Annotated in this window: 18 protein-coding genes; 9 read left to right on the forward strand and 9 right to left on the reverse strand. The window is 62.3% G+C overall.

What is annotated here, in order from left to right; translation table 11 throughout:
• Positions 1 to 325: flagellar hook-basal body complex protein (locus J4P02_RS28975; protein ID WP_426196865.1), on the forward strand; the 325-nt coding region annotated here is incomplete at its 5' end.
• Positions 326 to 637: 312 nt separating this feature from the next.
• Here J4P02_RS28975 and J4P02_RS28980 read toward each other — a convergent pair.
• Positions 638 to 3,529: a ribonucleoside-diphosphate reductase subunit alpha gene (locus tag J4P02_RS28980; RefSeq protein WP_426196867.1), complete on the reverse strand. Its 2,892-nt coding sequence runs from the start codon at positions 3,527 to 3,529 to the stop codon at positions 638 to 640.
• A gap of 783 nt (positions 3,530 to 4,312) precedes the next feature.
• On the opposite strand from J4P02_RS28980, the gene J4P02_RS28985 reads away from it, so the two are divergent.
• Positions 4,313 to 5,035 (forward strand): response regulator, encoded by a 723-nt coding sequence (locus tag J4P02_RS28985; RefSeq protein WP_426196869.1) that lies wholly within the window; start codon positions 4,313 to 4,315, stop codon positions 5,033 to 5,035.
• Positions 5,032 to 6,642, forward strand: a complete 1,611-nt coding sequence (locus J4P02_RS28990) for an ATP-binding protein (RefSeq protein ID WP_426196871.1) — start codon at positions 5,032 to 5,034, stop codon at positions 6,640 to 6,642. Before J4P02_RS28985 ends, J4P02_RS28990 begins: the two co-directional genes overlap by 4 nt.
• Before the next feature lie 10 nt (positions 6,643 to 6,652).
• On the opposite strand, the gene J4P02_RS28995 is transcribed toward J4P02_RS28990, so the two are convergent.
• Positions 6,653 to 7,378 carry a 4'-phosphopantetheinyl transferase family protein gene (locus tag J4P02_RS28995; RefSeq protein ID WP_426196873.1) on the reverse strand — a complete coding sequence of 242 codons (726 nt, stop codon included), beginning with the start codon at positions 7,376 to 7,378 and terminating at the stop codon, positions 6,653 to 6,655.
• A gap of 188 nt (positions 7,379 to 7,566) precedes the next feature.
• Between J4P02_RS28995 and J4P02_RS29000 the strand changes: the two genes are divergently transcribed.
• From J4P02_RS29000 to J4P02_RS29010, 3 genes are all read left to right on the forward strand, one after another.
• On the forward strand, positions 7,567 to 8,169 hold the full coding sequence (locus tag J4P02_RS29000; protein WP_426196875.1) for a hypothetical protein: 603 nt from the start codon (positions 7,567 to 7,569) through the stop codon (positions 8,167 to 8,169).
• 123 nt (positions 8,170 to 8,292) lie between these two features.
• Positions 8,293 to 8,970, forward strand: a complete 678-nt coding sequence (locus J4P02_RS29005; protein ID WP_426196877.1) for a response regulator — start codon at positions 8,293 to 8,295, stop codon at positions 8,968 to 8,970.
• The gene (locus J4P02_RS29010) at positions 8,967 to 10,313 is read left to right on the forward strand and encodes an ATP-binding protein (protein WP_426196880.1); all 1,347 of its coding nucleotides are present in this window, start codon (positions 8,967 to 8,969) and stop codon (positions 10,311 to 10,313) included. Before J4P02_RS29005 ends, J4P02_RS29010 begins: the two co-directional genes overlap by 4 nt.
• 6 nt (positions 10,314 to 10,319) lie before the next feature.
• Here J4P02_RS29010 and J4P02_RS29015 read toward each other — a convergent pair whose 3' ends face one another.
• Complete coding sequence (locus tag J4P02_RS29015; protein ID WP_426196882.1) at positions 10,320 to 11,318, reverse strand: AraC family transcriptional regulator; 999 nt, start codon at positions 11,316 to 11,318, stop codon at positions 10,320 to 10,322.
• 334 nt (positions 11,319 to 11,652) lie between these two features.
• Between J4P02_RS29015 and J4P02_RS29020 the strand changes: the two genes are divergently transcribed.
• Together J4P02_RS29020 and J4P02_RS29025 are read left to right on the forward strand one after the other, a co-directional pair.
• On the forward strand, positions 11,653 to 12,984 hold the full coding sequence (locus tag J4P02_RS29020) for a dicarboxylate/amino acid:cation symporter (protein WP_426196884.1): 1,332 nt from the start codon (positions 11,653 to 11,655) through the stop codon (positions 12,982 to 12,984).
• A 147-nt stretch (positions 12,985 to 13,131) separates the two neighbouring features.
• Positions 13,132 to 14,313, forward strand: coding sequence for a CaiB/BaiF CoA transferase family protein (locus J4P02_RS29025; RefSeq protein ID WP_426196887.1), 1,182 nt, complete (start codon positions 13,132 to 13,134; stop codon positions 14,311 to 14,313).
• A 15-nt stretch (positions 14,314 to 14,328) separates the two neighbouring features.
• Here the strand turns inward: J4P02_RS29025 and J4P02_RS29030 are convergent, their stop codons facing one another.
• Positions 14,329 to 14,823, reverse strand: a complete 495-nt coding sequence (locus tag J4P02_RS29030) for a SprT family zinc-dependent metalloprotease (protein ID WP_426196889.1) — start codon at positions 14,821 to 14,823, stop codon at positions 14,329 to 14,331.
• Positions 14,824 to 14,974: 151 nt separating this feature from the next.
• Positions 14,975 to 15,577: a Yip1 family protein gene (locus tag J4P02_RS29035; protein ID WP_426196891.1), complete on the reverse strand. Its 603-nt coding sequence runs from the start codon at positions 15,575 to 15,577 to the stop codon at positions 14,975 to 14,977.
• Positions 15,578 to 15,869: 292 nt separating this feature from the next.
• Here J4P02_RS29035 and ttcA point away from each other — a divergent pair, with 292 nt between their 5' ends.
• On the forward strand, positions 15,870 to 16,694 hold the full coding sequence (ttcA, locus tag J4P02_RS29040) for a tRNA 2-thiocytidine(32) synthetase TtcA (protein ID WP_426196893.1): 825 nt from the start codon (positions 15,870 to 15,872) through the stop codon (positions 16,692 to 16,694).
• A gap of 59 nt (positions 16,695 to 16,753) precedes the next feature.
• Here the strand turns inward: ttcA and J4P02_RS29045 are convergent, their stop codons facing one another.
• The 4 genes from J4P02_RS29045 to J4P02_RS29060 form a co-directional block, all read right to left on the reverse strand.
• The gene (locus J4P02_RS29045; RefSeq protein WP_426196895.1) at positions 16,754 to 18,289 is read right to left on the reverse strand and encodes an ArnT family glycosyltransferase; all 1,536 of its coding nucleotides are present in this window, start codon (positions 18,287 to 18,289) and stop codon (positions 16,754 to 16,756) included.
• A gap of 121 nt (positions 18,290 to 18,410) precedes the next feature.
• Positions 18,411 to 20,084, reverse strand: a complete 1,674-nt coding sequence (arnT, locus tag J4P02_RS29050) for a lipid IV(A) 4-amino-4-deoxy-L-arabinosyltransferase (protein WP_426196897.1) — start codon at positions 20,082 to 20,084, stop codon at positions 18,411 to 18,413.
• 328 nt (positions 20,085 to 20,412) lie between these two features.
• Positions 20,413 to 21,021, reverse strand: a complete 609-nt coding sequence (locus J4P02_RS29055; RefSeq protein ID WP_426196899.1) for a histidine phosphatase family protein — start codon at positions 21,019 to 21,021, stop codon at positions 20,413 to 20,415.
• Between the two features lie 492 nt (positions 21,022 to 21,513).
• Positions 21,514 to 22,185, reverse strand: a complete 672-nt coding sequence (locus J4P02_RS29060; RefSeq protein ID WP_426196901.1) for a DNA-3-methyladenine glycosylase I — start codon at positions 22,183 to 22,185, stop codon at positions 21,514 to 21,516.
• Between the last annotated feature and the right edge of the window lie 22 nt (positions 22,186 to 22,207).

The following is a 22,207-nucleotide window of genomic DNA, read 5'->3' on the forward strand; positions in this document are numbered from 1 at the left end:
CACCGGCGTGATGCTGGCCAACTTCAGCAACGAGCAGACCAAGCCGATCGGCCAGATTTCCCTGGCCAGCTTCACCAACGAGCAGGGCCTGCAGCCAGTGGGCGGCACCCAGTGGAAAGAAACCTACTCTTCCGGCATTCCAGGTTATGACGCACCCAAGACCGGCACCCTGGGGGCGATCCAATCCAACTCCCTGGAAGAGTCCAACGTCAACCTGACCAACGAGCTGGTGAACCTGATCAAGGCCCAGAGCAACTATCAGGCGAACGCCAAGACCATCTCCACTCAGAGCACCATCATGCAGACCATCATCCAGATGACCTGATGCTGGTTCGCTGAAGCGCTGTTGCAAAAAAGCCCCTCATCGAGGGGCTTTTTCATGCCTGTCTTTCAGGTGCTGGCTTGCTGAGAAAAGCATTCCAGAGTCTGGTCCTGGGTCAATATGCCCCGCCGAAATCGCGACCCGCGTAGGAGCTGGCTTGCCAGCGAAGACGTCCTTCGAGCGGCTGCGTATCTTGCGGACTGTGCGCCGATCAACCCATTCCCCCGGGTTTATCGCCGGCAAAAGAAAACCCCCGACAGGCCAGGGGCCCGACGGGGGTTGGGGCAAGCGCCAGAAGGCGCTTGTCGGTTCAGCTTATTGGCAGGCTTCGCAATCCGGCTCGTCGATGGCGCAAGCCTTCGGCACCGGAGCAGGGCCTGCCGGAGCGGCCAGTACCGAGTCATCAGCATGGTTGCCGCCGCTGGAAACAGCGTTCAGCTTGCCAGTGTTGATGGTCGACTTCTCGGTGCTGGTGGCGGCCAGGGCGCGGAGGTAGTAGGTGGTCTTCAGGCCACGGTACCAGGCCATGCGGTAGGTCACGTCGAGCTTCTTGCCCGAAGCGCCGGCGATGTACAGGTTCAGCGACTGAGCCTGGTCGATCCACTTCTGGCGACGGCTGGCAGCGTCGACGATCCACTTGGTTTCCACTTCGAAGGCCGTCGCGTAGAGCTCCTTGAGCTCCTGCGGAATGCGCTCGATCTGCTGCACCGAACCGTCGTAGTACTTCAGGTCGTTGATCATCACCGAGTCCCACAGGCCGCGAGCCTTGAGGTCGCGAACCAGGTACGGGTTGATCACGGTGAATTCGCCCGACAGGTTGGATTTCACATAGAGGTTCTGATAGGTCGGTTCGATCGACTGCGACACGCCGGTGATGTTGGCGATGGTGGCGGTCGGTGCGATGGCCATGATGTTGGAGTTACGAATGCCTTTCTGTACCCGGGCGCGTACCGGTGCCCAGTCCAGGGATTCGTTGAGGTCCACATCGATGTACTTCTGGCCGCGGGCCTCGATCAGGATCTGTTGCGAATCCAGCGGCAGGATGCCCTTGGACCACAGCGAGCCCTGGAAGGTCTCGTAGGCGCCGCGCTCGTCGGCCAGGTCGCAGGAAGCCTGGATCGCGAAGTAGCTGACCGCTTCCATGGACTTGTCGGCGAACTCGACGGCTGCATCGGAACCGTAGGCGATGTGCTGCAGGTACAGCGCATCCTGGAAGCCCATGATGCCCAGGCCCACTGGACGGTGCTTGAAGTTGGAGTTCTTCGCTTGCGGCACCGAGTAGTAGTTGATGTCGATCACGTTGTCGAGCATGCGCACGGCGGTGTTCACGGTGCGTTGCAGCTTGGCGGTGTCCAGCTTGCCGTCGACGATGTGGTTCGGCAGGTTGATCGAGCCCAGGTTGCAGACCGCGATCTCATCCTTGTTGGTGTTCAGGGTGATCTCGGTGCACAGGTTCGAGCTGTGGACCACGCCCACGTGTTGCTGCGGGCTACGCAGGTTGCACGGGTCCTTGAAGGTCAGCCATGGGTGGCCGGTCTCGAACAGCATGGACAGCATCTTGCGCCACAGGTCTTTGGCCTGGACGGTCTTGAACAGCTTGATCTTGTTGTACTCGGTCAGGGCTTCGTAGTACTCGTAGCGCTCTTCGAAGGCCTTGCCGGTCAGGTCGTGCAGATCAGGCACTTCCGATGGCGAGAACAGGGTCCACTTGCCGTCGTCGAAGACGCGCTTCATGAACAGGTCGGGGATCCAGTTGGCGGTGTTCATGTCGTGGGTACGACGACGGTCATCACCGGTGTTCTTGCGCAGCTCGATGAACTCTTCGATGTCCATGTGCCAGGTTTCCAGGTAGGCACAGACAGCGCCCTTGCGCTTGCCACCCTGGTTCACGGCCACTGCGGTGTCGTTGACCACTTTGAGGAAAGGCACGACGCCCTGGGACTTGCCGTTGGTGCCCTTGATGTAGGAACCCAGCGCACGTACCGGAGTCCAGTCGTTGCCCAGGCCGCCGGCAAATTTCGACAGCATGGCGTTGTCGTGGATGGCGCCGTAGATGCCCGACAGGTCGTCTGGAACCGTGGTCAGGTAGCAGCTCGACAGCTGTGGACGCAGGGTGCCGGCGTTGAACAGGGTCGGGGTCGAGGCCATGTAGTCGAAGGACGACAACAGGTTGTAGAACTCGATGGCACGGTCTTCACGCTGTTTCTCTTCGATCGCCAGGCCCATGGCCACGCGCATGAAGAAGATCTGCGGCAGTTCGAAACGCACGCCATCCTTGTGGATGAAGTAGCGGTCGTACAGGGTTTGCAGGCCCAGGTAGGTGAACTGCTGGTCGCGCTCGTGGTTGATTGCTTTGCCGAGCTTTTCCAGGTCGAACTCGGCCAGTACCGGGTTCAGCAGTTCGAATTCGATGCCCTTGGCCACGTAGGCCGGCAGCGCCTTGGCGTACAGGTCGGCCATTTCGTGGTGGGTGGCGCTTTCGGCGACACCGAGGAAGCCCAGGCCTTCGGCGCGCAGGGTGTCCATCAGCAGGCGGGCGGTGACGAAGGAGTAGTTCGGCTCGCGTTCCACCAGGGTGCGGGCGGTCATCACCAGGGCGGTGTTGACGTCCTTCAGGGCCACGCCGTCGTAGAGGTTCTTCAGGGTTTCGCGTTCGATCAGCTCGCCGTCGACTTCTTCCAGGCCTTCGCAGGCTTCGTTGACGATGGTGTTCAGGCGGCCCATGTCCAGGGGTGCCAGAGTGCCGTCGGCGCGGGTGATGCGGATCGATGGGTGAGCCTGTACCGGTGCTTCGCCGGTGGAGCGGTTGGCGCGTTCCTTGGCTCGGGAGTCACGGTAGATCACGTAGTCGCGGGCTACTTTCTGCTCGCCGGCACGCATCAGGGCCAGTTCGACCTGGTCCTGGATTTCTTCGATGTGGATGGTGCCGCCCGAAGGCATGCGACGCTTGAAAGTCGCAGTGACCTGTTCGGTCAGGCGCGCCACGGTATCGTGGATGCGCGACGAGGCAGCGGCGGTGCCGCCTTCAACTGCGAGGAACGCCTTGGTGATCGCGACGGTGATCTTGTCGTCGGTGTAAGGAACGACAGTGCCGTTACGCTTGATCACGCGCAGTTGGCCAGGTGCGGTAGCAGACAGATCCAGGTTGGCATCGGTGGTCTGCGGCGCATTGGCCTGCGGGTTCTCGCGAGTTGTGTCGGTTTGCATGGGTGTCTCCACGTTCTCTATGTTTGTTTGGGCACCTTTTGGGTGCCCACCGTTCCGTCCTGAAGCACTACAGCCGGCAGAGGCCGGGCATAACGACTTCGGGACAGTTCAGGAAGGGGCCCATTGGCGCCGCTTCCATGCCGAAGTCATGGTGCCGAGCCTGAGCTCGGCACTTTTATTCCTGGTGGGGTGGCAGCCTTGGTTGCTGCAACACCCGTACCGCTTTCTCCTGGACAGGGTGGAAAACGATGCCATCCGCACGCGCGGTGTTGGTCTTCTGAATCAGTGATTGGTTCCACCAAACGGGGCAAGAAAAGGGCTTGAGTTTCTTGTCTGATTTGTGTTTGGTTTTTTTATGAAAACCCTAGATATAGGGTTTTTTGGCCGCCGGGCTACAAGATAATGCGTTTTGGGGGCTGAATGCAACGTGCTGCCTGTGGATAAGTTTGTGCGTAAATTGTGCATGGGCTGGGTAAAACTCACGCAGCCCGCAGTCCCAGTGGATGAAACCGTTTGTCACTGTTTCTTGCGGGAAAAAATTGCCTTGGGCGGATTTTTGCGGGCGCGAACCCTATCACAAAAAAACGCCCTGACCGAGTCGTTTTAGCCGCTTGCGCGGGGGCTTGTGTCGGTTGCTAGAATCCGCGGTGATCCACAGGTTATGAGCGGGTTTCTGGCATCGCCGGCACGCCGTGTACAGCACGTCCGGTTATGCACCTTTTTCATGACAGAACGATGGAAAACTGCTCGCGCGGCAGTACTGACAATAAGAAGAGGTCGAGTGTGGAACAGGGAACCTGGCAGGTACTGATTGTCGAGGATGACCAGCGTCTGGCTGAGTTGACCCGTGAATACCTGGAGAGCAACGGCCTGCAGGTAGCGATCGAGGGCGATGGGGCCCGGGCCGCGGCGAGAATCATCGCCGAGCAGCCGGACCTGGTGATCCTCGACCTGATGCTGCCCGGCGAAGATGGCCTGAGCATCTGCCGCAAGGTCCGGGATCGCTATGACGGACCTATCCTCATGCTCACCGCCCGTACCGATGATATGGACCAGGTCATGGGCCTGGATCTGGGGGCTGACGACTATGTCTGCAAACCGGTGCGCCCGCGCTTGCTGCTGGCGCGCATCCAGGCCCTGCTGCGGCGCAGCGAGGCGCCGGAGTTGGTGGCGGAGAAAGCCCGACGCTTGCAGTTCGGCCCGCTGGTGGTGGATAACGCCCTGCGTGAAGCCTGGCTGAGCGATGTCGGCATCGAGTTGACCAGCGCCGAGTTCGACCTGTTGTGGCTGCTGGTGGTCAATGCCGGGCGGATACTGTCCCGGGAAGAGATCTTCACCGCCTTGCGCGGCATTGGCTACGACGGCCAGGACCGCTCCATCGATGTGCGCATTTCGCGCATCCGGCCGAAGATCGGCGACGACCCGGAGCACCCGCGGCTGATCAAGACCATCCGCAGCAAGGGTTATCTGTTCGTTCCCGAAGCCGCTGTCGACCTGCCCCTGTGAACTCGATCTTCCTGCGCATCTATGGCGGCATGTGCGCCGCGCTGGTGCTGGTAGCGCTGCTCGGGGTGCTGGCCCTGCACCTGCTGAACCAGGTACGCAGCGAGCAGTATCGCGAGCGCCTGGCCCACGGCACCTTTTCCCTGATGGCCGACAACCTGCAACCGATGAGCGAGATCCAGCGGCGTCGGGCCCTGGCGCTCTGGGAGCCTTTGCTGGGGATTCCCCTGAGTTTGAAGACCTTCAATCAGGTCGATCTGGACAGCCGTCAGCGTGGCCAGGTACTGCGGGGCCAAGCGCTGGTGGAGCAGACCGGGCCCTTCGCCGCCCGGGTCTATCGCCTGGTTAGCGAGAAGGAACAGTTGCTGCTCAGCGCCGAGGTGCAACAGATCAGCGAACAGCTGGCCCGGGCCACCATCTATTTGCTGGCCGATGAGCTGGTGCGCTACCCGGTGGCCGAGCAGCCGCAGCGCCTGGCGAGCTTGAAGGAGGCCAAGGGGTTTGGCTTCGACATGCATCTTTCGACCCTCGACGCCGCCGATTTGGACGAGGACCAGCGACGGCGGGTGGCCGAGGGCGATACGGTGATGGCCCTGGGCAAGGGCGGCGATTCGATCCGGGTGTTCGCCGGCCTGGTGGGCACGCCCTGGGTGCTGGAAATCGGCCCGCTGTACCAGATGAACCCCTATCCGCCGCAATGGCTGGTGCTGATTGCCGTACTTGGCCTGAGCCTGATTGGCCTGATCGTCTATCTATTGGTGCGCCAGCTGGAGCGCCGCGTCAGCGGCCTGGAGGCGGCGGCCACGCGGATTGCCAAGGGCAGCCTGGAGGTCCGGGTGCCAGCTCGCGGGGCCGACTCGGTGGGGCGCCTGGCAGCGGCCTTCAATGGCATGGCCGAGCATCTGCAGCGGCTGCTGGCGATCCAGCGTGAGCTGGTGCGGGCGGTGTCCCATGAGCTGCGCACGCCGGTGGCGCGCCTGCGTTTCGGCCTGGAGATGATCGCCTCGGCGAGCACCGACCAGGCCCGGCAGAAGTACCTCGACGGCATGGACAACGATATCCAGGACCTCGATCGGCTGGTGGACGAGATGCTCACTTACGCTCGCCTGGAGCAGGGTTCGCCGGCCCTGAACTTCCAGCGCATCGACCTGGATGCGCTGATCAATCAGGTGATCAGCGAACTGGCGCCGCTGCGGGCCACACTGCAGGTGCGCCGCGGGCTGTGCCTGTCAGCCGCGGAGTGCGACGGCACCTGGGTGGAGGCCGAACCGCGCTATCTGCACCGAGCCTTGCAGAACCTGGTGAGCAACGCCATGCGCCATGCCGAATCCCAGGTGACCATCAGTTATCAGGTGGGCCAATTGCGTTGTCGGGTGGATGTGGAGGATGACGGCCCCGGTGTACCGGAAAGTGCCTGGGAAAAGATCTTCACCCCGTTCCTGCGCCTGGATGACAGCCGTACCCGGGCTTCCGGCGGGCACGGGCTGGGGCTGTCGATCGTGCGGCGGATCATCCACTGGCACGATGGCCGGGCGCTGATCAGCAAGAGCAAGAGCCTGGGCGGCGCCTGCTTCAGCTTGAGCTGGCCGCGACATCAGGAGCCACGCTGAAGCTCCTGGGTCAGGCCCTGATGGCGATCAGGCTGAGCAACTGCCCGTCGTCGACGGCGAACTGGCCCTGCAGCTCCCGGCCCTGGTGCCACTCCGCGGACAGCTCCGTCAGCAGCCGTAGCCGTACCTGGCCCGTCTGGGACCACTCCAGCACTTCGGCGTGTTCGAAGTAGAAGTTCTTCTGCACCAGCGGATACAGGGTCTTGTACAGGCTTTCCTTGATCGAGAAGGTCAGGGTCACCGCCAGGGCGTGCAGCTCCGGGGGCAACCGATCGCGTCGTTGCAGCTCCGCCGGGGTGAGGATCTGCTCCGCCAGCCTGGCCGCACGCTGCTCGTCCAGAAGCTGCTCCAGATCCATGCCCAGCGCTCGCCAGTGTTGCTTGTCGGCCACTATGGCGGCGGCGCGTCCGGTGCTGTGGGTAATCGAACCACAGATATGGGTAGGCCAGATCGGTGCCCGGTCGGGCCCGATGTCGGGCACCCAGTCCAGTTGCTGCAGTTGCCACAGGGCAGCCCGGGCGCACAGGCGCCCGGCGAGGAATTCAGCCTGACGCTTGGCCACCGAGCGCTGGATGCTGGGTGGCGCCTGGATGCCGCTGCGGGGGAAGTCATCCGCACTTAGTTGCCTGGGGTCGAACCGGGTGCTGAGCCAGAGGCTGTGGGGCAGGGCTTCGGGCAGCGGCCAGGAAGCGTCCAGAGGGGTGCAGCAAGCGGGAAGAGGGGGGAGTGCATTCATGGGCGCTAGTGTGCCGGGTTGCCACGTGGGAGGGTAGTCGCGCTTACGACAATGGCCATGCGCGGCCTATTCGGCGGTTGAACGAGGTTGATTCAGGCGAGGTTAAGGATGCGTTCAGGGGGAGTTCAGGGCCTGCTGTTTAGTCTTGCCCGGCACCCAAAAAGCCAATAGCACAAAGGAAACTTCCTATGACTTCATTGAAAAAACTGATCCTCGCCTTTACCGTACTCGGCGCCAGCGCTGCCGCTCAGGCCGCTGACAGCAACTTCGCCGGCCTGACCTTCGGCCAGACCAGCGACAAGGTCAAAAAGTCCAGCCAACTCAACGACAACCTCGGTCACCCCAATGCCGATGGAGTGATCGGCAAAGACAACACCTGGGGCGCACGCTTCGGTCGGCAGAACGACCAGGGCCGCTACTACGCCACCTATGACTACGTTTCCGGCAGCCACAATGGGATTAAACTGCGCCAGCAGAACCTGTTGGGCAGCTACGACCGGTTCCTGCCGATAACCAGCAGCACCCAGCTGTTTGGCGGCGCCACGGCCGGCCTGACCAAGCTGACCCAGGAGTCCCCGGGCTTCAGCCGCGACAGCGATATCGGTTATGCCGTGGGAGTGCAGGCCGGTGTCCTGCAACAGGTTTCACAGAACACCTCGGTAGAGCTCGGCTACCGTTACCTGCGCAGCAATGCCGGGGTCGAGATGAGCGAGCGGGGCGGGAGCAAGCAGGGGTCGCTGAGCCTGACCAGCAGCGCCCAGACCTACCTGTCGGCCAACTACGCTTTCTAAACCAAAGCGACCTGGCCTGAACCGCGCCGGATCCCGCCTCGAGCTGGATCCGGCGTTGGCATATTGATCATCAGGGCGCAGGAGCGCCCCCTGGGGATAGCGAATGTTGTCTGGGAGAGCGTCATGAAACTGCTGGTTGTCGAAGATGAAGCGCTGCTGCGCCATCACTTGCAAACCCGTCTCACCGACAGCGGCCATGTGGTCGAGTCGGTGGCCAACGCCGAGGAGGCGCTGTATCAGACCGAGCAGTTCAATCACGATCTGGCGGTGATCGACCTGGGCCTGCCCGGCATGGGCGGGCTGGACCTGATCCGCCAGCTGCGCGCCCGAGGCAAGACCTTTCCGATCCTCATCCTGACTGCCCGTGGCAACTGGCAGGACAAGGTCGAGGGCCTGGCGGCCGGCGCCGATGACTATGTGGTCAAGCCTTTCCAGTTCGAGGAACTGGATGCCCGGCTCAATGCACTGCTGCGCCGCTCCAGTGGCTTTACCCACTCGACCATAGTGGCCGGCCCGCTGCTGCTGGACCTGAATCGCAAGCAGGCCTGCCTGGATGAGCAGCCCTTGGCCCTGACCGCCTACGAATACCGGATTCTCGAATACCTGATGCGCCACCATCAGCAGGTGGTGGCCAAGGACCGGTTGATGGAGCAGCTGTACCCGGACGACGACGAGCGCGATCCGAATGTCATCGAGGTGTTGGTCGGGCGTCTGCGGCGCAAGCTGGAAGGGCCCTCGGGCTTCAAGCCGATCGATACCGTGCGCGGCCTGGGCTACCTGTTCAATGAGCGCTGCCGATGATTCGTTCGCTGCGCCTGCGGCTGATGCTGGCCGCCACCCTCCTCGCGGTGCTGTTCATGCTGGCCTTGCTGCCGGCCATGCAGGGCGCATTCAGCCTGGCGTTGCAGGATTCCATCGAGCAACGCCTGGCCTCCGATGTCACCACGCTGATTTCCGCGGCGCGGATCGAGAACAATCGCCTGCAGATGCCCGCGCAGTTGCCGGACGAGCGTTTCAACCTCGCCGATAGCCGCCTGCTGGGCTACATCTACGACCGGGAGGGGCATCTGGTCTGGCGCTCCCGGGCCACCCAGGAAGAGAACATCAACTATCGGCCGCGCTATGACGGGCGGGGCAACGAGTTCGCCAGGATTCGCGAGGCCAACGGCCAGGAATTCTTTGTCTACGACGTCGAGATCAAGCTGCTGGGGGGCAAGAGTGCGGCCTTCAGCATCGTTGCCTTGCAGCCGGTGCGCGAGTATCAGCAAACCCTGGAAGGCGTCAGGGAAAACCTCTACCTGGGCTTTGGCGCGGCGCTGCTGGTGCTCCTGGCACTGCTCTGGCTGGGGCTGACCTGGGGCCTGCAGGCCTTGCGGCGCCTGAGCCAGGAGCTGGACCAGATCGAGAGCGGCACCCGCCAGAGCCTGAGCGAAGAGCACCCACGGGAGCTGCTGCGCCTGACCGGCTCGTTGAACCGCCTGCTGCAAAGCGAGCGCGAGCAGCGTCGCCGTTACCGGGATTCCCTGGATGACCTGGCCCATAGCCTGAAAACCCCGTTGACCGTGCTGCAAGGGGTCAGCGAGGACATGGCCCAGCGTCCCGAGGACCGTGACCAGGCCTGGGTGCTGCAGGCGCAGATTGAACGCATGAGCCAGCAGATCAGCTACCAGTTGCAACGTGCCAGCCTGCGCAAGAGCGGCCTGGTGCGCCACCAGGTGCGGCTACGGCCGGTGCTGCAAAGCCTGTGCGACACCCTGGACAAGGTCTATCGCGACAAACAGGTGCGGGTCTCGTTCGATTTGCCCGAGCGCTGCTATGTGCCGATCGAGCAGGGGGCCTTGCTGGAGTTGCTCGGTAACCTGCTGGAGAACGCCTATCGCCTGTGCCTGAGCTCGGTGCGCATCAGCGTGCGCGAGACCCTCGATGGCTCGGAAATCTGCGTGGAAGATGACGGCCCCGGCGTGCCGCCCGATCAGCGGGCGCGGATTCTTCAGCGCGGTGAGCGCCTGGATCGCCAGCATCCGGGGCAGGGCATCGGCTTGGCGGTGGTCAAGGACATCATTGAAAGCTACAGCGCCCAGTTGACCCTGGGTGACTCAGCCCTGGGCGGCGCGGCCTTTCGCATTCACTTTCCGGCGCTGTAAGGGGCCCTAGCGTTCCCGGGCGCGATAGGCTCCCGGGGTCAGGCCGGTCCATTTCTTGAAGGCTCGATGAAAGGCCGAAGGCTCGGAAAAACCCAGCTGTTCGGCGATCTGTTGCAACGACAGGTCGGCGCGCCCCAGGTGGTAGATGGCGATATCGCGGCGCAGTTCGTCCTTCAAACCCTGAAAACTCGAACCTTCCTCACGCAGATGGCGGCGCAGGGTCTGGGGGCTGATGTGCAGGTGCTGGGCCACGCTTTCCAGGTCTGGCCAGCGCTCGCGATCCCGGCTGAGCAAGCGCCGCAGCTGGCTGCTGAGGCTGTCGCCGTCGTCCGGGCGGGATAGCAGGTCGGCGGGTGAGCGTTCAAGAAAATGCTTGAGGGTGCGTTCATCCTGCAGCAGCGGCATGCCCAGGTAGCGGCTGTGAAACAGCAGGCTGCTGCGCGGCTCGTCGAACTGCAGCGGGCAGGGGAAGAGCAGGTCGTATTCCGCGCCGTGTTCGGGCTTCGGGTAGCTGAAGCAGGCCTGCTCCAGGCGGATGCGCTGGCCGATCAGCCAACTGCCCAGGCGGTGCCAGATCACCAGCAGGCTTTCACTGAGAAAGTGCTCGGGGTCCCATAGTTCGGAGTCGTCCAGGCTCAGCCGAGCCATTTCTCCTTCAAGCGTCAGACTTAGCCGCGGCCCTTCCGGAAACAAGCTATAAAACAGTAATCCACGCCTGAGTGCCTTCTCCAGGGTCGGGCAGTAGATCAGCGCGTGGCACATCATGGCGAATGTCCCGCGCTTGCTGGGAGCGTTGCCGAAGCCGAGGTATTCGTCGTCGAGCTCCAGCCACAGTTGTTGCAGCAGCGCGGTGAACTGCTCGGGGGCGATGCGCGCCTTGGGCTGGTTCAGCAGTTCGAGGCTGATGCCCAGTTGTTGCAGGAGCGGTGCCCAATCGTGGCCGCGACGTTGCGCCCCGCCCAAGGCGGCGCGGGCAAAGTGGCTGGCGATGGTGCGTTCACGCATGCAGGCAGGTCCGTCCGTTGAGTGGCGGATCTTAGCCAGGCTCCCAGGAAAGGAACAAGGCGGATATCCGCCAAATTGTAGGACGAGACTCGGCCAAAGGGCGGAAATCCGCCAGCCTCACCCTCTGCAAGGGATGCGAAGGTCGGCCCGAACCCCTGATGTCTAAAGGCCTGCAGGGCTTTTTCTCAAGGTGGCACGGGCTTTGCGATAGAGCCGGCAGAACTGCCAGCACGCAGCTCGACACAACAAATCCCTCCAGCGCAGGAGGGTTCGCATGTTAGGCGCCGTATGCAGCGATGGAAGCTGCACTGCGGGGCTCTTGAGGAACTTTGCAATGACGACTCGTCAGCCACTGTACAAATCCCTGTATTTCCAGGTGATCGTTGCCATCGCCATCGGCATTCTGCTCGGTCACTTCTATCCTCAGACCGGCGTGGCCCTCAAGCCGCTGGGTGACGGTTTCATCAAACTGATCAAGATGGTCATCGCGCCAATCATTTTCTGCACCGTGGTGAGCGGTATCGCCGGCATGCAGAACATGAAGTCGGTGGGCAAGACCGGCGGCTATGCGCTGCTGTACTTCGAGATCGTTTCCACCATCGCCCTGCTGATCGGCCTGATCGTGGTCAACGTGGTGCAGCCGGGTGCCGGCATGCATATCGATGTCTCGACCCTGGACGCCTCGAAAGTCGCGGCCTACGTGACTGCCGGTAACGATCAGAGCATCGTCGGCTTCATCCTCAACATCATCCCGGCGACCATAGTCGGCGCCTTCGCCAATGGCGACATCCTGCAAGTGCTGATGTTCTCGGTGATCTTCGGTTTCGCCCTGCATCGCCTGGGTGCCTACGGCAAGCCGGTGCTGGACTTCATCGATCGCTTCGCCCATGTGATGTTCAACATCATCAACATGATCATGAAGCTCGCGCCCCTGGGTGCGCTGGGTGCCATGGCCTTCACCATCGGTGCCTACGGTGTCGGTTCCCTGGTGCAACTGGGCCAGCTGATGATCTGCTTCTACATCACCTGCGTGGTGTTCGTGCTGGTGGTGCTGGGGGCAATCTGCCGCGCCCACGGCTTCAGCGTGGTCAAGCTGATTCGCTACATCCGTGAAGAACTGCTGATCGTGCTGGGCACCTCGTCCTCGGAATCGGCCCTGCCGCGCATGCTGATCAAGATGGAGCGCCTGGGTGCCAAGAAGTCGGTGGTCGGCCTGGTGATTCCTACCGGTTACTCCTTCAACCTCGACGGTACTTCGATCTATCTGACCATGGCCGCGGTGTTTATCGCCCAGGCCACCGACACCCATATGGACATCACCCATCAGATCACTCTGCTGCTGGTGCTGTTGCTGTCCTCCAAGGGTGCCGCTGGCGTGACCGGTAGTGGCTTCATCGTGCTGGCGGCCACCCTGTCGGCCGTGGGTCACCTACCGGTGGCTGGCCTGGCGCTGATCCTGGGTATCGACCGCTTCATGTCCGAAGCCCGCGCCCTGACCAACCTGGTGGGCAACGCCGTGGCCACCGTGGTGGTCGCCAAGTGGGTCAAGGAGCTGGACGAAGACAAGCTGCAAGCTGAACTGGCGTCCGGTGGCCGGGCCATCATCGACGGTCGTGAAACGGATGACCTGGGTGTGGCCGAAGGCCCGGCGCCCAGCATCAAGTAAGGCTGGCTGAAGATAGAAAACCCGCTACGGCGGGTTTTTTATTGCCCAGGTATTGAGCGCAACGGTCATTGCCGCTGACCGTTGTGGTGATTGTTGCGCGGCACGCGGCTGCCTACTCTGGGTGGGTCAATCAACGGGAGCGGGCATATGCAAGGGCCATTGGCGTCACTCAAGGTACTGGATTTCTCCACCCTGCTGCCGGGGCCCTTCGCTTCGCTGCTGCTGGCGGACATGGGCGCCGAGGTGCTGCGTATCGAGTCGCCGACCCGCATGGACCTGGTGCGGGTGCTGCCGCCCCATGATCAGGGGATTTCCGCCAGCCATGCCTACCTCAACCGCAACAAGCGCAGCCTGGCCCTGGATCTCAAGCACCCCGAAGGCCTGGCAGTGGTGCGCCAGCTGGTGCAGGAGTACGACATCCTGCTGGAGCAGTTTCGTCCCGGGGTGATGGAGCGCCTGGGGCTGGGCTACGAGACGCTGAAGGCGCTCAATCCGCGGCTGATCTATGTGTCCATCAGCGGCTACGGCCAGACCGGGCCCTACAAGGACCGCGCCGGGCACGACATCAACTACCTGGCCCTGTCCGGGCTGGCCAGCCAGACCGGGCGGCGCGAGCAGGGGCCCTTGCCCCTGGGCATCCAGGCCGCGGATATCGCCGGCGGTTCCCTGCATGGGGTAATCGGCCTGTTGGCGGCGGTAATCGCCCGCCAGCACAGCGGTCAGGGTCAGCAGGTGGATGTGAGCATGACCGACTGCGCATTCAGCCTGAGCGCCATGGCCGGTGCCGGCTACCTGGCCTGCGGGGTGGAGCCGGGGATGGAGCAGCAGGTGCTCAATGGCGGCAGCTTCTATGACTATTACCGCAGTCGCGACGGTCGCTGGCTGTCGGTGGGCAGCCTGGAGCCGGTGTTCATGCAGCAGCTGTGTCAGGCCCTGGGCCGACCGGAATTGGCGGCCCAGGGGCTATCGCCTCAGCCCGAGCAGCAACGGGCCCTGAAGCAGGCGTTGCAGATCGAGTTCGAGAAACATGATTTCGCCGAGCTGTGCCAGCGTTTCGCTGGCCTGGATGCCTGTGTCGAGCCGGTATTGAGCCTGGCCGAGGCGCTGCAGCATCCGCAGTTGCAAGCGCGCCAACTGGTCAGCCAGGTGCCTCGGGAAGATGGCAGCTTGCAGGCGCAGATGGCCTGTCCGTTGAAGTTCTCCGCCGGTTTGCCGCCGCCGCGATACATAGGCCCCGGGTTGGGCGCGCACTCCGACCAGGTGCTGGCGGAGCTGGGCTACGGCGCCGAACGCATAGAGCAGCTGCGGCGCGACCGAGTCATCGTCTAGGAGCTGCCTGCGAGTTTATTCGACTCGGGTTTCGCCGCTGTAGACCAGGGTTTGTCGACAACTCCGGCACAGGTAGCGACGCCCCTGGGCCACTAGGTTGTGGCGTTGTGCGGAAAACGGGAAATCGCTCGCGGCGCAAGGGCAGCGGTAGATATAGCGGGTCACGCTGCGGCGTTTGACGGCGTAGGTGTGGCAGCGATTGGGCGGCAGTTCGTAGACCCCGCGCATGATCAGTTGCCATTCCTCGCCATGGGGCTGGATACGCTCGCCGAACAGCTGATGGGCGATCAGGTGTGCCACTTCATGGGCCACGGTCTGCTTGAGAAAGTCCTCGCTGTTCTCTCGGTACAGCTGCGGGTTGAAGCGCAGCAGGTTCTCGTGCAAATGGGCGACTCCGGCTTTCTGGCCACGCAACTTGAGGCTGACCACCGGGCGTTTGAAAGGACGTTTGAAAAAGGATTCAGCGAGTAGGAAACAGTCTTCGACGCGGGTATTGAGTTGCTCGGGCATGCTTAACGGCTCTCCAGAGCGGCTGAGTATGCCGCAAACATCGGCTGAACCGAATCGTCGAGGCGCCGAATGGTCGTGGGCCCGGCCCAATTGGAAAGGCCGCCTTGCGGCGGCCTGTGCTGGCAGACAGCGGATTATTATGGGTGTGGCGTCAGTTGGTATACACGGGGCCGACGCCCAGGCCCCAGACAATCACGGTGAACGCCATGATCGCCACCAGGACCACCAGCCCTACCGCCAGAACCGAGCTGGAAAACAGGAAGCCTTCATCCGATGGGATGTTCATAAAGGTCGGCAAGCCCACGTATAGCAGGTACACCGTGTAGCAGATGGCCGCGGTGCCGACGATCATCCCCAGCCACAGGTGCGGATACAGCGCCGCCAGGCCGCCAACGAACAGGGGAGTGGCGGTGTAGGTGGCGAAGGCCACGCAGCGCGACAGGCTCGGGTTGGCATCATAGGTGCGGGCCATCCAGTGGATGAAGGCGCCCATCACCGCTACGCCGCCAAGCATGGCCAGGTATGACATCACGGTCATCCACAGCGCGCTTTCCATGGTCAGCATCACTGGGGCGCGGTTGCCGATCACCCAGCCGACCTGGGTGGTGCCGATAAAGGCCGAAATGGCCGGGATCGCTGCCAGTATCAGTGTGTGGGTGAGGTACATATGGCTGATGCTTTCCTCGGCATCGCCACGGATGTCTCGCCATTCCTGATCGGGGTGGGTGAAGAGTCCTACGACATGATGAATCATGGTCAGTCACTCCTTTATCGTTGCCATCGCCCCCCAACGGAGCGCTTACAGCCAAGTGGTACAGTCAGTATAGGTCTGTAATTGCATGCGACCTTATGTCGCAGTATAGGGAGGAGTTTTCGTCCGATGTACGCACCTTTAGAGCAAATTGCGCTGTAAACCCCGCGGGTAATCGCGCGGCTGTCTGTCGCTTTGGCCCCGGGCCCTGCTGCTGTGCGGCGCTTTCACGGGGCCGGGGTTTTTGCGTAAAATGCTCGGCTTTTCGTCACACACCTCGCGGATTCCAAGCGCCATGGGCACTCTTACGGTCAACCAGAACAAACTGCAGAAACGCCTTCGCCGGCTGGCGGGCGAAGCGGTCGCCGATTTCAACATGATCGAGGACGGCGACAAGGTCATGGTCTGCCTGTCCGGCGGCAAGGACAGCTACACCATGCTCGATGTGTTGCTGCACCTGCAGAAGGTGGCCCCGATCAAGTTCGAGATCGTCGCAGTGAACATGGACCAGAAACAGCCCGGCTTCCCCGAGCACGTGTTGCCGGCCTACCTCAAGGAACTGGGGATCGAGTACCACATCGTCGAGAAGGACACCTACTCGGTGGTCAAGGAGCTGATCCCCGAAGGCAAGACCACCTGCTCGCTGTGCTCGCGCTTGCGCCGCGGCACGCTGTACACCTTCGCCGACGAAATCGGCGCGACCAAGATGGCCCTAGGGCATCACCGCGACGACATAGTCGAGACCTTCTTCCTCAATATGTTCTACAACGGCTCGCTCAAGGCCATGCCGCCCAAGCTGCTGGCCGATGACGGGCGCAACGTGGTGATCCGGCCACTGGCCTACTGCAACGAGAAGGACATCCAGGCCTATTCCGACCTCAAGCAGTTCCCGATCATTCCGTGCAACCTCTGCGGCTCCCAGGAGAACCTGCAGCGCCAGGTGGTCAAGGAAATGCTCCAGGAATGGGAGCGCAAGAGCCCTGGGCGAACCGAGAGCATCTTCCGTGGCCTGCAGAATGTGATCCCCTCGCAGCTGGCGGACCGCAACCTGTTCGACTTCAACAGCCTGCGTATCGACGACAGCGCCACGCCGCGTTTCGTCAATGTGCTGAATCTCTGATCTGCCGCTAGCCGGCAGTTGCTGCGCCGCCGCTCCCTGGCTGGCGGCGCACTCACGCTTCAGGCCCCCGGCACGCGGGGGATGAAGACCAGGTTGCCGTCTGCGGACTTCTTCGCCAGGCGCTCGCCATTGGTGGGCAGGGTACGCAGCACCTGATGATCCTTGCCCAGGTACTCCAGCATCCGCGGTTCATCACGCTTCTGCTGGACGAAGATCAGGGTGCGCTGCGGGTCCCAGTGCTGGCCGCTGGTCCGCTCCAGCCAGGCCATGAACTCTGCGCTGCTGCCGCTGCGCGGGAAATCCTCGGTTTCGGCCACGTAGTAGAAGGGCGCGCCCTGGTTTTGCAGGTACATCGGCAGCTTGTTGTCCACCTCGACCATGACCATGCGCCACTGATCCCAGGGCGCGATCCGGCTCGCCTCGGCCTTGACCTGCTCGGCAAAGCGCATCACGCCGCCACCGCCATTGCTCCAGGGATAGGCCAGCCCCAGCAGCGCCAGCAGCAGCAGCGCCGCGCTGGCAAAGCCCAGGGCCCAGCGCCGGTCGCTGGATTGGCCCCTGGACCGTCGCTGCAGCAGATGCCGGTTCAGCCACCAGGCGCCCAGCAACTGGGCGAAGGGCACCAGTGGCAGGACGTAATAGCTGCGGCGGCTACCGCTGGCGGTGAAGAACAGGAACAACAGGCCCAGGGCCCAGACCAGCCAGCGCTCGTTGGGCTGCAATTGGCGCCAGTTCCGCGCCGCTACCCAGAGGCCAAGCGCCCAGCACGGCGCCCAGGGCAGGGTGTAGGCCGGCAGGTAGATCAGGTAGGTGTAGAGGGGGCCGATATGGTCGAACGGGTCGAAGAAGCGCACCACGTTCTCGCGAAATACCAGGCTCAGGCCGCTCTTGCCGGTGCTTGGCGCGCCATACCAGTGCGAGAGGGCGAACGGCACCATATAGACGGCTGCGCCTAGCAGCAGCGCCAGGCCCAGGCGCAGGTTCAAATGGCGTTTCCAGCGCCCTTGGCTCAGCAGGTGCGGCAGCAGGATCAGCCCCGGCAGGACAAAGCCGATCAGGCCCTTGAACAGCGAGGTCAGCGCCAGCAGCAGAAAAAAACCGCAATAGCGCCCCAGGCGGGTGTCCTCCGGCCCGCGCCAGTACCACCACACCGCCGCCAGTACACCGCAGACGGTGAGGATGTCGGCGGTGGCCACCCGCGCCCAGAAGGCGAAATAGAAGGTGGTGGCCAGCATCCAGCCGGCGATCAGCCCGGTGCCCTTTTGAAACAGTCGCTCGCCGAGCAGGTACACCAGCCAGATGCTCAACCAGCCGGCCACTACTGAGGACAGGCGCAGCGACCAGTGGCCCAGCCCGCCCGTCAGCCAGGTACTGGCGCTGATCAGCCAGTAGGACGGCAGGGGCTTGTCGTAGTAGGGGCTGCCCTTGAGGTAGGGATCGAAATAGTCGCCGCTTTGCAGCATTTGCAGAACGATGTTGGCCCAGCGCGTCTCGGGGCCCCACAGCTCACGCGAACCCAGGCCGAGGAGCAGGATCAGCGCGGACACGCCAAGGAGCAAGGCCAGGGCCTTGCGCTCGTTGTTACAGATCTTCATGGCTGGAGTTCCGTGGGCGGGAGGCAGGTCGGCGGTGGTCCGCCATGTTCGCTGGAAAAAAAGCGTCAGGATCAACCGGGGTCGACGCTGACGCTGTCTGTGGCCACAGGGGCGGTAGGGATCAGGGCTGCAGCGCGGGCAGGATCAGGATCAGCATATTGCCTTCCTCGTAACGCTTGCCACCCGGCGGCAGCAGCGCCACTTCCTGATTCTCGACCACGTCCTTGACCCGCATCACCACGCCGACCGGCCCTTGTTTGCGTGCATCGGTCATCCATTGGCTGATAGTGCTCATGTCGACCTTGCGCTGAACCGAGTCAGGATAAGCCAGGCCATATTTCAATTCGCCCTCGGTGTTGTACAGCGACACTTCCGGTCGCTGCAGGCGCCAGGCCAGGGCCGAGGCCGCGCCCAGGTCATTGCTCAGCAGGGTCTTGGCCTGCTTGAGCTCCTCCAGGTGCTCCTTGATGAACTGGTCCGGCATCTTGTCGTGCACGATCAGTGCCGGCATGCCCGCCGGCAGCAGGGCCACCAGCAGCCAGATGCCCAGGGCCGGTGCCGCCCAGTAGTGCAGCGGTTTGGAGAGTGGCAACAGATTGGCGATGATCCAGCCCATCAGCATGATGAACACCAGCGACAGGCTGAGCATTTCCGTGTGGCCATACACCGGCCGGGTGAACTGGATCACCACCAACGCCACCAGTGCACCGACGCCAAGCAGCAGGTTGAGCAGGCTGTTGAGGCGGATTTCCCGGGTCTTGGCGGCCTTGATCCGCTCGATCAGGGCATTGCCCATCAGCACGGCCAAGGGCAACAGGCAGGGCATGATGTAGGTCGGCAGCTTGCCGCGGCTGAGGCTGAAGAACACCAGCGGCAGTACCAGCCACAGCAGCAGGAAGCCGCTGGCGGGCTGGCGCTTGTCCTTCCAGGCCTGGATCAGCGTGCCTGGCAGCAGGGCCGCCCAGGGCAGGCTCGAGGCCACCAGCAGCGGCAGGTAGAACCACCAGGGGCGGGTGTGCTGGGCATTTTCGGCGGCAAAGCGGCGGATGTGCTCATGCCAGAAGAAGAAACGCCAGAAATCCGTTTCGTGGGCATGGATGCTCAATACCCAGGGCAGGCTGATGCCAATGGCCACCAGCACCGCAACCAGCCCGTAGCGCAGCAGCTCACCAAAGCGGCGTTGCCAGAGCATGTAGGGCAGGGCGATCAGTACCGGCAGCAGCCAGGCCAGGAACCCTTTGGTCATGAAGCCCATGCCGCAGGCGGCGCCCAGGGCCGCCCAGCTCAGCAGTCGGCCACGAGTGCTGCGGCTGTCCAGGGCGAACCACAGGGCCACCAGGCTCAGGTTGACCCACAGGGTGAATTGCGGGTCGAGGTTGGAGTAACCGGCCTGCCCGGCAATCAGGCCAAAGCTCATATACAGCAAGGCGGCGGCCAGGCTCTTGGAGCGCTCGCCCCACATCCGCTGGGTAATCAGGTAGGCCAACAGCACACTGAGGCCGGTGCTCACCGCCGAGGCAATGCGCACGCCGAACAGGTTGTCGCCAAACAGCGCCTGGCCGATGGCGATCATCCAGTAGCCGGCAATGGGTTTCTCGAAATAGCGGATGCCCATGAAATGCGGCGCCACCCAGTCGCCTCGCAGCAGCATCTCCTGGCTGATTTGCGCGTAGCGGGTTTCATCGGGAATCCATAAGCCGTGGGCCGTCAGTGGCAGCAGATAGAACAGACCGAAGGCCAGCAGCAGAAACAACAGTGCCCAGCGCTGGATGATGCCGGTCGTACTTCCACCCATTGAGTAGCCGGACGGCGTGGCGCTTGTTCCATAAGCCTGGGGCGGTAAGGTGCGGTGCATTTCTGTCCTCGAAGTCATCTACGGATAGCCGGTGGCGTCAGTTGCATCAGAATGTGCTGATGAAGTGCTCAGCATTGGCCTAATGGCTGCTACTTAAAGTTGCCACTAGTTTCAGGTTCTGCTGATCGATTGTTAGGCTAGCAGTCTGTTGCAAATGCCAGCATCCGTTCTCTATTAGTACAGGTTTTAATAAAGTCAATTAATTAACCCGGAAGTTGTTGGTTGGCGGGTTAAAGTCTGTTGGTATGTTGTTAAAAATAGTTACAACTTACTTGTGCGGACGATCAAGAGCTTGTTGCCAGTTCCGGGCGTTCATAATGCCGAGAACTTGCAGGCGACCCTCTGCGTTCAGGGTGACGAACAGTGAGCTGGCATATTCGCTGGCCAGGGCATGTTCGAAGCCCAGCCGGCTTTCCAGCTTGCTGATACAGCCGCTATGGGTGACCAGCACCAGATTGCGCCGTGCGGATTTGTGGCTCTTGATCGCGTCCTGGAAGTGCTCATCACAGTTGCTCAACCAGTCTTGAGTCTGTACCGGCTGCTGGAACATGAATTGCGAAGTTTGCAGGGTGCGGGTCGCTGGGCTGCTGATGATATCGGCAGAGGCCATGCCCAGGGTGCGGAAGGCATGCCCGAGGTCGCTTGCGACCTGGCTTCCAGCTTGGGTGATACCGTCTGCAGCCCCCAGGCAGGGGTTGTCGGAGCGATCGCAACGCTCGGCATGACGCACCAGGGCGATCACCTCGCCGTTTTGCCAGTGGTGGTAGAAACCGACTTGTTGCAGTTGGTTGCCCATACCCAGGTCCAGCGGCGTACCCGGCCACAGCACGAAACCGCTGACGACCAGGGTCAGGAGCAGTGCGCTTGCGGTCAGCATGATCTTCCGGGGGCGGGAAAGCCGTGGGCGCTTGGTGCCGATGTCGGGTTCAGCAGTTTTGATCACGTCGCTTACCTGAACAGAATTGGGGGGGCGGGTCATGCGGGTGGCAGCTGTTGTTCTGAGAAAGAGTAGGCGGTTTATTGGCCCAAGCTGCGGTTTCAGCCAATTTAAAGCGGGCCAAGTTCATGTCGGGTGAAAGCAATGTGAAAAAAACGAATGGGCGACAGTGAATATTTCAAGGCCGGACAGCTGCTGTTCAGGTTGTTGGCCTGAACAGTGCCTAGTTCGCGACTCTGGCTGTCTATATGGCGGGTTGTTGCCCAATCGTCTTTATCGTTCCTGCGTTAGGCGCAGAACTTTATCCGATAAAAAAACGCCAATGAAAAAACCCCGCATTCAGTTCAGCTGATTGTCAGCTTGGCGGGGTTGTGCAGTACGAGCTTCACCCCTGTTCAGAAAGAGCAGGGGCGAGACTCGGGAGGCGGGACGTCAGTGATTGACGGTATAGGCCAGCATGGCCGAGAGCTGGCACAGCGGACGGCCGCTTTCTGCCTGCCACTGGTTGAATGCGTCCTGCACCAGGGCCTGGTCACGCTTGCTGTTGGGTGCCTTGTCGACGATCTTCTGCGCGTTGAGCGCCGCCACCACGTCATAGCTGGGTATGAAGGTGTCCTTGCCCACCATTCGCAGGTAGCGCGGGGCCGAAAGGCCGCCCATCTGGTTGCCGTGCTTGGCCAGATACTGCCAGAGCCCGGTGATGTCCTGCCCCGGCCAGTCAGCGATAAAGGCCCCGAAACTACCGTGTTCGCGCTCCACATCGAGCATCATCTGGGCGTTGCGCGGTACGCTCTTGAGCTTGCCCAGGTGGCGGATGATCCGCGTGTCCTGCATCAGCCGTTCCAGGTGCTCGGCCCCCATCAACACCACCTTGTGCGGGTCGAAACCGAAGAACACCTCCTCGAAGGCCGGCCACTTGGCGTCCACCAGGCTGTGCTTGAGCCCGGCGCGAAACACCCGCAAGGCCAGGGTCGAGAGATAGCGATCGGCGCTCATTGCGCGCAGCTGATCCGGGCTGGCCGGTGTCGGTAGCATGGCTTCCAGGGCCGCGGCGGAACCGAAGCGGTTGAGACAGTATTCATTCAGCCATTTGTAATCGTGCATACCTGCTCCAGGTCGATTCGGC

Source organism: Pseudomonas sp. NFXW11 (assembly GCF_049887815.1).
GTDB lineage: Bacteria > Pseudomonadota > Gammaproteobacteria > Pseudomonadales > Pseudomonadaceae > Aquipseudomonas.

Excerpts from the sequence above, each read along its gene's own strand:
- J4P02_RS28980 (WP_426196867.1), bottom strand. The coding sequence starts at position 3,529 with ATGCAAACCGACACAACTCGCGAGAACCCGCAGGCCAATGCGCCGCAG.
- J4P02_RS28995 (WP_426196873.1), bottom strand. The coding sequence starts at position 7,378 with ATGAATGCACTCCCCCCTCTTCCCGCTTGCTGCACCCCTCTGGACGCT.
- J4P02_RS29000 (WP_426196875.1), top strand. The coding sequence starts at position 7,567 with ATGACTTCATTGAAAAAACTGATCCTCGCCTTTACCGTACTCGGCGCC.
- J4P02_RS29005 (WP_426196877.1), top strand. The coding sequence starts at position 8,293 with ATGAAACTGCTGGTTGTCGAAGATGAAGCGCTGCTGCGCCATCACTTG.
- J4P02_RS29010 (WP_426196880.1), top strand. The coding sequence starts at position 8,967 with ATGATTCGTTCGCTGCGCCTGCGGCTGATGCTGGCCGCCACCCTCCTC.
- J4P02_RS29015 (WP_426196882.1), bottom strand. The coding sequence starts at position 11,318 with ATGCGTGAACGCACCATCGCCAGCCACTTTGCCCGCGCCGCCTTGGGC.
- J4P02_RS29020 (WP_426196884.1), top strand. The coding sequence starts at position 11,653 with ATGACGACTCGTCAGCCACTGTACAAATCCCTGTATTTCCAGGTGATC.
- J4P02_RS29025 (WP_426196887.1), top strand. The coding sequence starts at position 13,132 with ATGCAAGGGCCATTGGCGTCACTCAAGGTACTGGATTTCTCCACCCTG.
- J4P02_RS29030 (WP_426196889.1), bottom strand. The coding sequence starts at position 14,823 with ATGCCCGAGCAACTCAATACCCGCGTCGAAGACTGTTTCCTACTCGCT.
- J4P02_RS29035 (WP_426196891.1), bottom strand. The coding sequence starts at position 15,577 with ATGATTCATCATGTCGTAGGACTCTTCACCCACCCCGATCAGGAATGG.
- ttcA (WP_426196893.1), top strand. The coding sequence starts at position 15,870 with ATGGGCACTCTTACGGTCAACCAGAACAAACTGCAGAAACGCCTTCGC.
- J4P02_RS29045 (WP_426196895.1), bottom strand. The coding sequence starts at position 18,289 with ATGAAGATCTGTAACAACGAGCGCAAGGCCCTGGCCTTGCTCCTTGGC.
- arnT (WP_426196897.1), bottom strand. The coding sequence starts at position 20,084 with ATGGGTGGAAGTACGACCGGCATCATCCAGCGCTGGGCACTGTTGTTT.
- J4P02_RS29055 (WP_426196899.1), bottom strand. The coding sequence starts at position 21,021 with ATGCTGACCGCAAGCGCACTGCTCCTGACCCTGGTCGTCAGCGGTTTC.
- J4P02_RS29060 (WP_426196901.1), bottom strand. The coding sequence starts at position 22,185 with ATGCACGATTACAAATGGCTGAATGAATACTGTCTCAACCGCTTCGGT.